At 56.0% G+C, this 8,755-nt stretch carries 10 protein-coding genes and 1 pseudogene; 6 read left to right on the forward strand and 5 right to left on the reverse strand.

Annotated features, from left to right (window positions below; all coding sequences use genetic code 11):
* Positions 1–36: 36 nt before the first annotated feature.
* Together Q0J74_RS08945 and Q0J74_RS08950 are read right to left on the reverse strand one after the other, a co-directional pair.
* Positions 37–306, reverse strand: a complete 270-nt coding sequence (locus Q0J74_RS08945) for a response regulator (protein WP_297213561.1) — start codon at positions 304–306, stop codon at positions 37–39.
* A 61-nt stretch (positions 307–367) separates the two neighbouring features.
* A complete protein-coding gene (locus tag Q0J74_RS08950; protein ID WP_363315574.1) occupies positions 368–715 on the reverse strand; it encodes an ABC transporter permease in 348 nt (115 codons plus the stop codon).
* A 41-nt stretch (positions 716–756) separates the two neighbouring features.
* Here Q0J74_RS08950 and Q0J74_RS08955 point away from each other — a divergent pair.
* Positions 757–918: pseudogene (locus tag Q0J74_RS08955) on the forward strand (tyrosine-type recombinase/integrase); the annotation flags it as partial.
* A 541-nt stretch (positions 919–1,459) separates the two neighbouring features.
* A complete protein-coding gene (locus tag Q0J74_RS08960; protein WP_297213564.1) occupies positions 1,460–2,017 on the forward strand; it encodes a hypothetical protein in 558 nt (185 codons plus the stop codon).
* 235 nt (positions 2,018–2,252) lie between these two features.
* On the opposite strand, the gene Q0J74_RS08965 is transcribed toward Q0J74_RS08960, so the two are convergent.
* Positions 2,253–3,185, reverse strand: a complete 933-nt coding sequence (locus Q0J74_RS08965; protein ID WP_297213567.1) for an alpha/beta hydrolase — start codon at positions 3,183–3,185, stop codon at positions 2,253–2,255.
* Between the two features lie 92 nt (positions 3,186–3,277).
* On the opposite strand from Q0J74_RS08965, the gene pepT reads away from it, so the two are divergent.
* Positions 3,278–4,492, forward strand: a complete 1,215-nt coding sequence (gene pepT / locus Q0J74_RS08970) for a peptidase T (protein WP_297213569.1) — start codon at positions 3,278–3,280, stop codon at positions 4,490–4,492.
* Between the two features lie 50 nt (positions 4,493–4,542).
* Here the strand turns inward: pepT and Q0J74_RS08975 are convergent, their stop codons facing one another.
* Positions 4,543–5,154 (reverse strand): LysE/ArgO family amino acid transporter, encoded by a 612-nt coding sequence (locus Q0J74_RS08975; RefSeq protein ID WP_297213577.1) that lies wholly within the window; start codon positions 5,152–5,154, stop codon positions 4,543–4,545.
* Positions 5,155–5,290: 136 nt separating this feature from the next.
* On the opposite strand from Q0J74_RS08975, the gene Q0J74_RS08980 reads away from it, so the two are divergent.
* Positions 5,291–5,617: a winged helix-turn-helix transcriptional regulator gene (locus Q0J74_RS08980; RefSeq protein WP_297213571.1), complete on the forward strand. Its 327-nt coding sequence runs from the start codon at positions 5,291–5,293 to the stop codon at positions 5,615–5,617.
* 38 nt (positions 5,618–5,655) lie between these two features.
* On the opposite strand, the gene Q0J74_RS08985 is transcribed toward Q0J74_RS08980, so the two are convergent.
* Positions 5,656–5,844 (reverse strand): hypothetical protein, encoded by a 189-nt coding sequence (locus Q0J74_RS08985; protein WP_297213573.1) that lies wholly within the window; start codon positions 5,842–5,844, stop codon positions 5,656–5,658.
* 127 nt (positions 5,845–5,971) lie between these two features.
* Here Q0J74_RS08985 and Q0J74_RS08990 point away from each other — a divergent pair, with 127 nt between their 5' ends.
* Both Q0J74_RS08990 and Q0J74_RS08995 read left to right on the forward strand, forming a co-directional pair.
* Positions 5,972–8,155: a DNA topoisomerase III gene (locus Q0J74_RS08990; protein WP_297213575.1), complete on the forward strand. Its 2,184-nt coding sequence runs from the start codon at positions 5,972–5,974 to the stop codon at positions 8,153–8,155.
* Positions 8,156–8,180: 25 nt separating this feature from the next.
* Positions 8,181–8,755 (forward strand): alanine:cation symporter family protein (locus Q0J74_RS08995; protein ID WP_363315576.1); only part of this gene is annotated, 575 nt, incomplete at its 3' end.

Genomic DNA, 8,755 nt, shown 5'->3' on the forward strand with positions numbered 1-8,755 from the left:
TTCATTCTACCAGAGTTCTGCAAACCATGTCTCTTTTTATCTTCTTTTCAATTTGCGAAACTTATTGTACCTTATCAGCAGGAAAGGGACAGTAATCCCTTTTTGACGAATTTCTTCGAGCAAATCCAGTCCTGTGCCATCCTGCATATTATAATCTGAACAGATTGCTTCGACTTTTTGATGTTCCAGCAATCGCAACGCATCTTTTACCCCTGTTGCTGTATAAACCTCAAAATACTTTTCTAAAGCAGAGGCCAAAAAACCTAAAAAATCCAAATTGTCGTCTATGACAAGCAATTTTCTCATTAACTTCCCCTTTCTATCAGCTCCTTACTGTGTTCTTATCTGGTTAGTTAGGAAATCCGAATTATTTTGTTTTCCTATTCAGTCCTTCCAGAATGAACAGAGCCAGAACAGCACAGGCCAGCAGAACTATGATACCAATTAAAACCTGAACCATGCTTGCATCGTAATAGCCGGAGATATTGAAAACGGCTGTCATGGGATATACCGTCTTTAGCTGGTTGGACATACTTGCGAACAGCCCGGCGAACGAATAAATTTCAGCAAATACCAGCGCCAGCCAATAACCCTTTTTCATCCGGGCCACCAAAGCAATAATCGGGGAAATGGCAAAGAACACGCCGATCCCATCCAGAAGATATGTTTTCAAGTTTCCCAAAACAAGGCCAATGGACAGAGCTTCAAAGTGCAAAACAGCCTCAATGAGAAAGGTAATAGCAAAAAGCAGAAGATACCATGCGGCACACTTTCTGCACTCGGCTTGCCCAGGCTGGAATGAACCCCAAAGACCTGCAATACATCATGGGACATTCCAACATCACCATGACGCTGAACTATTACGCTCATGCGGATTACGCCTCTGCGAAGGCGGCGATGGACAAGCTGGCGGCTTAGTAGTAAGGCCGGTTTTCTACTACGCTTTTACTACTTTTGACCGCCAAATGAGGCTCCGATATGCCATGATATGCGGGGTATCTTCCGAAACGCAAAATGCCGGAAATGCTTGATATTCCAAGCAATTCCGACATTTGCGAAGTGGTGCCAAGATAATCAGAAAATCGGTAGAACTTTTCATCAAGATAAAAGGCCCTGCCCGCACCTACCCAGCATCATCGTAATAGGCTTTGAAAGAAAGGTGCTGGATGGCGGAGGCCAAGAGCGATTATTTGGATAATGATGAGTCCCAAAAGAAGTCTAAAATAGGTGAGCAGCGAAGCTGGCTGGAAATATTTTGTAGAGTGGTGTATAGAAATTTGGAAATGAAAATCATAGAAATATTAACATTATTATTAGTGCAGTAGGGGCATGTGCCTGGATTCCTAAATTAATTGAAACCGTTATTTTCCATCGCACAAAGCTCAGTGCCAAAATTCTTGATATTCAATCTATTAAAAATTTCCAAGCAAATGTTATAAATAGCCAAGGAAATCCAGAGATGATAGAAGGCCTGCTGGTTATCCTAATGCTTGAATTTCACTATTCAAATTCATCCCAAGTAGCATTCCAGTTTTGGAAGTGCGATATACGTATGGCATTAAAAGATGATAATCAACTTGTTGATGCTGTTATTGTTAATAATGTAAATTTTAGGAATTCCCATAAAACGAGGTACTCACAGGAATTCATACCTATGAGACTTGATTTTCCATCCCGCTATAATATTAATATAAATACAAGTATTATCAATACCAACAGCCTGAAAAATGTGAACGGAGTATTAGAAACCGATCAAAATATAAGAATTATTCCATGCTTGTTACAGCGAGATAGCAAACCACACCCAATCAAAATAAACGATATAAATACTATACAAGTTACTCTTTATAATAAGGAGAAAAAAGGGAAAAAGGTTACTGTTCTAGGAATTGATTACGATCTTCCCCAAAAAGGACTTATAGCATCGTTTGCAAGAGAAAGTGGCACTAATTTGGAAACCGTCAAACCCGGCGGCGCTTTCCAAAACGTGGATGACAAGGGGGAATTATCCCCATGACAGCGGATAGTATCGTGGAGTCTCGAAAGCTGGAAGATATGATCCGAGACTGGGGAGACAGTTATGGAGAAAAGTTTACAGACACTGAACCGTCAGGAGAAAACCGCTGTTTGGAGCGAAGGATTGCGGCCTGCTACAGCAGCCTTGGTGTGATCCGGGAGAGACTATCCCGAACTTTGTGAAAACCTCCTGCGTGGTGTAGAATGGAAGCACCGCGCAGGAGGTTATATTTCTGCTAGACTAGATGCTGTTCCAGCCAGTGCAGCACGTCCTGGCAGACCTCTTCCCGGTTAAGCTCATTGAGCATCTCGTGACGGCCATCGTGGTACAGCTTTACCGTTACATCCTTCACGCCCGCTTTTCGGAACCAGCCCGCCACCTTCTGCACGCCTTTGCCTGAGGCCCCCACCGGGTCCTTGTCGCCGGAGAAGAAGTACACCGGAGTGTCCGGGTCCATGTTAGCCAGATTTTCCGGCCTGGCCAGCAGCTGGAGTCCCACCATCATGTCGTGGAACATGCTCACTGTAGGGAGAAACCGGCACAGGGGGTCGGCGCAGTAGGCGTCCACCACCGCCGGGTCCCGGGAAATCCAGTCTGCCCCGGTGCGGTTGGGCTTGAACTGCTTGTTGTATGCCCCCACGGACAGAGCGTTGAGCAGCCTGCTATGGGCTCTGGGACCGGAGAGGCGGGTAAACAGGGCGGAAAGAATCCGCCCCGCCGCCACGGTCAGGGGCGGCTCCTGTCCGGTGCCGGACAGAATGGCGCCATCTGCCGCGCCCGGCCAGAAGATCAGGAATCCACGGGCCACGAAGGAACCCATGGAGTGTCCCATGAGGAAATAGGGCAGTTCCGGGTAGGTCTGACTGGAGCGCAGAAACAGCGCATGAGTATCCTCCAGGACATACCTCCACCCGTCCCGGTCGGCAAACCAACCGTATTCCGAGGCGTCTTGGGCGGTGCCGCCGTGACCCAGGTGGTCATGGCCCACCACTGCAAAGCCCTGCTCCGCCAGAAAGCGGGCAAAGCTATCGTAACGGCCCATGTGTTCGGAGATGCCGTGGACCAGCTGCACCACCCCACGGGGCGACCCCTCCGGACGCCACCATACGGCTGATACCTGATGGACGCCGTCGCTGGAAGAAAAGGTAAAAACCTCTTTGGAAACCATGGAAATGCGCCTCCGTCTGTGGTAAAATAACAAAGATATATGGTTAGTTTATTCCAAAGGCCCAACGTCCGTCAATAGAAAGGAAGATCGCCGTGAACGCCGTTGACCGTTTTCTGAAGTATGTCTCATATGATACCCAGTCGGACGAGCATAGTGATACCTTTCCTTCCAGCGGGAAGCAGAAAATTCTGGGTGCGGCCCTGGCGGAGGAGCTGAACCAGATGGGATTGCACAATGCCCACCTGGACGAGTACGGCTATGTGTATGGCTGGCTGCCCGCCTCCGCCGGCTGCGAAGGGGTACCCTGTGTGGGACTGATTGCCCATATGGATACCTCGCCCTCCGCCCCCGGCGCCGGTGTGAAGCCCCGGATTGTCCGGTACCAGGGGGGCGACTTGGTGCTCAACCAGGAGAAGAACATTGTCATGCGGGCGGCAGACTTTGAGAGCCTGGCCAGGTATGTGGGTCAGGAACTCATCGTCACCGACGGTACCACCTTGCTGGGGGCAGACGACAAGGCGGGAGTGGCGGAGATTTTTGCCGCCGTGGATTATCTAATGGCCCACCCGGAGATTTCCCATGGCCGAATTGCGGTGTGCATTACTCCCGACGAGGAGGTGGGAGGCGGCACCGACCATTTTGATGTCCCCGGGTTCGGCGCCGCGGTAGCCTACACGGTGGACGGCGGAGAGCTGGGGGAGCTGGAGTATGAGAACTTCAATGCCGCCAGCGGCACCGTCACCATCCACGGGGTGAACATCCACCCAGGCTCCGCCAAGAACAAGATGAAAAATGCTCTGCTCATCGGTCTGGAGCTGGCGGACATGATGCCCCCGGCGGAGACTCCCTCCCACACCGAGGGACGGGAGGGCTTCTATCACCTGAGCGAGATGCACGGGGATGAGACCCTGACCCGGCTGGAGTACATCATCCGGGACCACGACATGGAAAAGTTCCTGGCCAGGAAGGCATACCTGGAGCGGGTGGGGGAGTACCTCAACGCCAAATATGGCGCCGGCACAGTAGAAGTGGCGCTGAAAGACAGTTACTACAATATGAAAGAGCAGATTGAACCCCACATGTACCTCGTCCACCGGGCCAGGGCAGCCATGGAGGCCGCCGGGGTAACGCCGATAGAGATACCCATTCGGGGCGGCACCGATGGGGCCAGGCTCAGTTATATGGGCCTGCCCTGCCCCAACCTGTGTACCGGAGGATTGAACTTCCACGGCGTCCACGAGTATATTCCGGTGGCCGCCCTGGAGAAGATGACCCAGGTGTTGGTCCATCTGGTGACAGCCCAATAAACGGAAAAACGTGCTGCGGGGCCGCTCCCTTTTGGGAGCGGCCCCGGCTGTTAAAGAATCATCTCAGCGAATTTGAACAGCAGCTTAGCCCCATAGAAAATCATGACGGCACCGCACACCAGATTGATGACGCGGAGAATCTTGTCGTTGAATCGGGCGGAGAAGCAGGAAATCAGAATGGTGATACCCAAAAACCACACCACCGATGCGGTGGAGGATCCCAGAATCAGCTGGGAGCTTACTGCGCCCGGATTGTCCGCGTGGAAGCCGCCGAACAGCGCCGTGCCGTCGATGAGGGCCTGGGGATTGAACCAGGTGACCACGCAGGCCTTGGCCGCAACCCGGGTCAGGGGCATTTCTACCTCCACGCTGTGGTCCATGGTGGGCCTGTCCTTCAGCAGACCTATGCCAATCCAGATGACAATGAGGCCTCCCGCCAGCAGAATCACCAGCTGCAGCCAGGTGAACCGGTTCATCAGAGCGCCTACGCCGAAGAAACAGGTCAGAGCCAGGGAAATATCAAAAAAGATGACGATAAGGGCGGTGAGAATGGCCTTGTGCCGGGGCCGGGTGAGGGCGGTGTTGATGACGAACAGATTCTGCATGCCGATGGGGGCCACATAGGCCAGCCCCAGAATGAGACCCTGAAAGTAGGGGGGCAGAAATTGAAATTCAAACGGCATAAGCCAATCCTCCCAAAAAATGCTTTTCTTTTTTCCAACCTGGTAGTATTATAAGACCTAACAAACTAACGTGCAAGAACGCAGAATTTTCATACCAGGTAAGGAGGAACTGACCATGCAGCCCACCCATGACAACTGCCCCTGCATGGAGGCCTGCCCCCTGAACCGGGCTCTGGCCCTCATTGGGGGCAAGTGGAAGATGCAGATTCTCTGCGCCCTGTCCAACAACGGTCCCACCCGGTACAACCAGCTGAAAAAGACCCTGGACGGGGTGTCCAACACAGTGCTGGCCAACGCTCTGCGAGAGTTGGAAGAGGACAGATTGGTGACCCGGCGGGAGTATCTGGAGGTGCCGGTACGGGTGGAGTATGCCATTACCGAGTCCTGCCGGCGGCTCATTCCCATCCTGGATGAACTGGGGAACTGGAGCATGAGCCTGTAAAGGCAAAAAAAGACCACGGGCGGAGCCCGCGGCACAGGTTAATCGTGATGAGACATGCGGAACTTCAGCTTGTTCCAGAAGGTGTCCTTCTCATAGCCCTTGGATACCCGGAACTTCCACTCGGCGTCCCTGGCCCGCTTCCGGCAGGCCCGCTCCTCTCCGCTCATCCGGTCCTCGGGGGGCAGGTTCTGACTCAGCTTAATCTGCAAACCGGCAAATCCAAACATAGGGTACTCCTTTCCAGTCGGCTGAAGCAGGGGCTCCTTCTGCATGTATCATACCAAAGCGCTGCGAGATTGTCAATCCGCCTGATTGGGGCAAAAACGCCGGTTTCCGGCGGTTAGGAGAAGTTTTATGGCAAAAACACTGGTTCTGGCGGAAAAACCTTCGGTGGGCCGGGAATTGGCCCGGGTGCTGGGATGCAGGAAAGCGGGAGAGGGCTGCCTGGAGGGGGAGAAGTATATCGTCACCTGGGCTCTGGGCCACCTGGTGGAGCTGGCACCCCCGGAGGACTACGACAAGGCGTGGGCCAAGTGGGACATGCTTACCCTGCCCATGCTGCCGGAAAAGATGAAAACGGTGGTTATCCCCCAGACCGGGCGGCAGTTCCGGGCGGTGCAGGCCCTGATGCGCCGGGGGGACGTGTCCGATTTGGTTATCGCCACCGACGCCGGCCGGGAGGGAGAGCTGGTGGCCAGGTGGATTATGGAGAAGGCGGGGTGGAAGCGCCCGGCCAAACGGCTGTGGATTTCCTCCCAGACCGACAGGGCCATTCGGGAGGGCTTTGCCCACCTGAGTCCCGCCGAAGCGTACGACAACCTTTTCCGCTCCGCCCGGGCGCGGAGTGTGGCCGACTGGGTGGTGGGCCTCAACGTCACCCGGGCGCTCACCTGCAAGCACAACGCCCAGCTCTCCGCCGGGCGGGTGCAGACCCCCACCCTGGCCCTTATCGTGGACCGGGAGGAGGAGATCCGCTCCTTCCAGCCCCGTGACTTCTGGACGGTGCAGGCGGGGTTTGACGGCTTCACCGCCACCTGGCGGGACGCCAAGGGCCAGGCCCGCACTTTTGACAGGGAGAAAGCGGAGGGCCTTGCCGCCGCCCTGACAGGTGGCATGGGGACGCTGGTGGAGGTAAAAAAGACCCGGAAACAGACCCCGCCCCCCGCGGCCTATGACCTGACCGAGCTGCAGCGGGACGCCAACAAGAAGTACGCCTATTCCGCCAAGGAGACCCTGTCCATCATGCAGAACCTGTACGAGGTCCACAAGCTGCTCACCTATCCCCGCACCGATTCCCGCTACATCTCCCAGGATGTGGTGGCCACCCTGCCCGAGCGGCTGCGCAGCGTGCTGGTGGAGGAGTACAAGCCCCTAGCCCAGCAGATTCTGCTGACCCGCCCCCTCCAGACCCGCTATCTGGTAAACGACGCCAAGGTGAGCGACCACCATGCCATTATTCCCACCGAGGAGCAGCCCCAGCTTTGGCGGCTGTCCGGCCCGGAGCGGAATATTTACGATTTGGTGGTGCGCCGGTTTTTGGCGGTGCTGCTGCCCCCCTTCCAATACGAGGAGGTTACCCTGAAGGTGAGGGTGGGCAATGAAGTCCTCCACGCCAAGGGGAAGATCGTGAAGGAGCAGGGGTGGAAGGCGGCCTACGACCGCTCCTTCGCCCTGGAGGAAGAGGAGTCCGATGAGGAGGAGCGGGACCAGACCCTGCCCGAGCTGCGGCAGGGAGATAAGCTGCCCGTCCGCTGGGCCAAAGCCCGGACGGGCCAGACCTCGCCCCCCAAGCGGTACACCGAGGCCACCCTCCTCACCGCCATGGAGCACCCCGCCGCCCAGGTCCAGGACAGGGAGCAGGGCCGGATTCTGGAGGAGACCGGCGGACTGGGTACCCCCGCCACCCGGGCGGACATCATCGAAAAGCTGTTCTCCGCCTTTTACATCGAGCGGCGGGGGAAGGAGCTGTGGCCCACCTCCAAGGGCATCCAGGTGGTGGCCCTGGCCCCCGCGGACTTGCGCTCGGCCGCCCTCACCGCCCGCTGGGAGAAGCGGCTGGGGGACATTGCCCAGGGGAAGGAACGGGAGGATGCCTTTGTGGAGGAAATGCGGAGCTTTGCCTCCAGCCTGGTGAGCCAGGTGAAGGCCAGCGACGCCACCTACCGCCACGACAACCAGACCCGCTCCCCCTGTCCCGACTGCGGCAAGTATCTGCTGCGGGTGAAAACCAAGCGGGGGGAGATGCTGGTATGCCCCGACCGGGAGTGCGGTTACCGCCGCAGCGTCAAGCAGATTACCAACGCCCGCTGTCCCAATTGCCACAAGAAAATGGAACTGCGGGGGGAGGGGGACAAGCAGATGTTTGCCTGTGTGTGCGGCTACCGGGAGAAGCTCAGCGATTTCAAGCAGCGTCGTTCGGAGAAATCGGCGGGCAAGGGGGACGTGCGCCGCTATTTGCAGCAGCAGGCGCAGAATGAGGAGAAGGGAAGCTCCGCCATGGCGGAACAGCTGAAAAAATGGCTGGAGCAGAACCAATAAAACGAGAGAGAAAAGAGGAGACACTGTGAACGCGATCATCAACTTCATCAACTGGCTGGACGGTTACATCTGGGGATTGCCCATGATTATCCTGCTGCTGGGTACCCACTTGTTTATGACGGTGCGTACCGGGTTTATCCAGCGCAAGACCTGGACGGGCATCAAGCTGTCGGTGACCCGTGACCCGGAGGCCCCCGGCGACGTGAGCCAGTTCCAGGCCCTTACCACCGCTCTGGCTTCCACCATCGGCACCGGCAACATCATCGGCGTGGGTACCGCCATCTATCTGGGCGGCCCCGGGGCGGTGTTCTGGTGCTGGATTGCCGGTGTGTTCGGCATTGCCACCAAATACGCCGAATCCCTCATTGCCGTCAAGTACCGGGTGCGCACCCCCGACGGCAAGATGCAGGGCGGCGCCATGTATGCCCTGGAGCGGGGACTGAACATGAAGTGGCTGGGTGTGCTTTTTGCCGCTCTGGCCACTCTGGCCTCCTTCGGCATCGGATGCGGCACCCAGATCAACGCCATTGCCGAGGTAATTGAAAACAACGTGCCTTGGGGTATCCCCCCCATTGCCGTCGGCGTGGTGGGCGGTATTCT

Origin of the sequence: uncultured Flavonifractor sp., assembly GCF_944387675.1 — a bacterium.
Lineage (GTDB): Bacteria > Bacillota > Clostridia > Oscillospirales > Oscillospiraceae > Flavonifractor.

Bases quoted from the DNA above. Each gene is read 5' to 3' on its own strand.
- Q0J74_RS08945 (WP_297213561.1), bottom strand. From the start codon at position 306: ATGAGAAAATTGCTTGTCATAGACGACAATTTGGATTTTTTAGGTTTT.
- Q0J74_RS08960 (WP_297213564.1), top strand. From the start codon at position 1,460: ATGATAGAAGGCCTGCTGGTTATCCTAATGCTTGAATTTCACTATTCA.
- Q0J74_RS08965 (WP_297213567.1), bottom strand. From the start codon at position 3,185: ATGGTTTCCAAAGAGGTTTTTACCTTTTCTTCCAGCGACGGCGTCCAT.
- Q0J74_RS08980 (WP_297213571.1), top strand. From the start codon at position 5,291: ATGCAGCCCACCCATGACAACTGCCCCTGCATGGAGGCCTGCCCCCTG.
- Q0J74_RS08985 (WP_297213573.1), bottom strand. From the start codon at position 5,844: ATGTTTGGATTTGCCGGTTTGCAGATTAAGCTGAGTCAGAACCTGCCC.
- Q0J74_RS08990 (WP_297213575.1), top strand. From the start codon at position 5,972: ATGGCAAAAACACTGGTTCTGGCGGAAAAACCTTCGGTGGGCCGGGAA.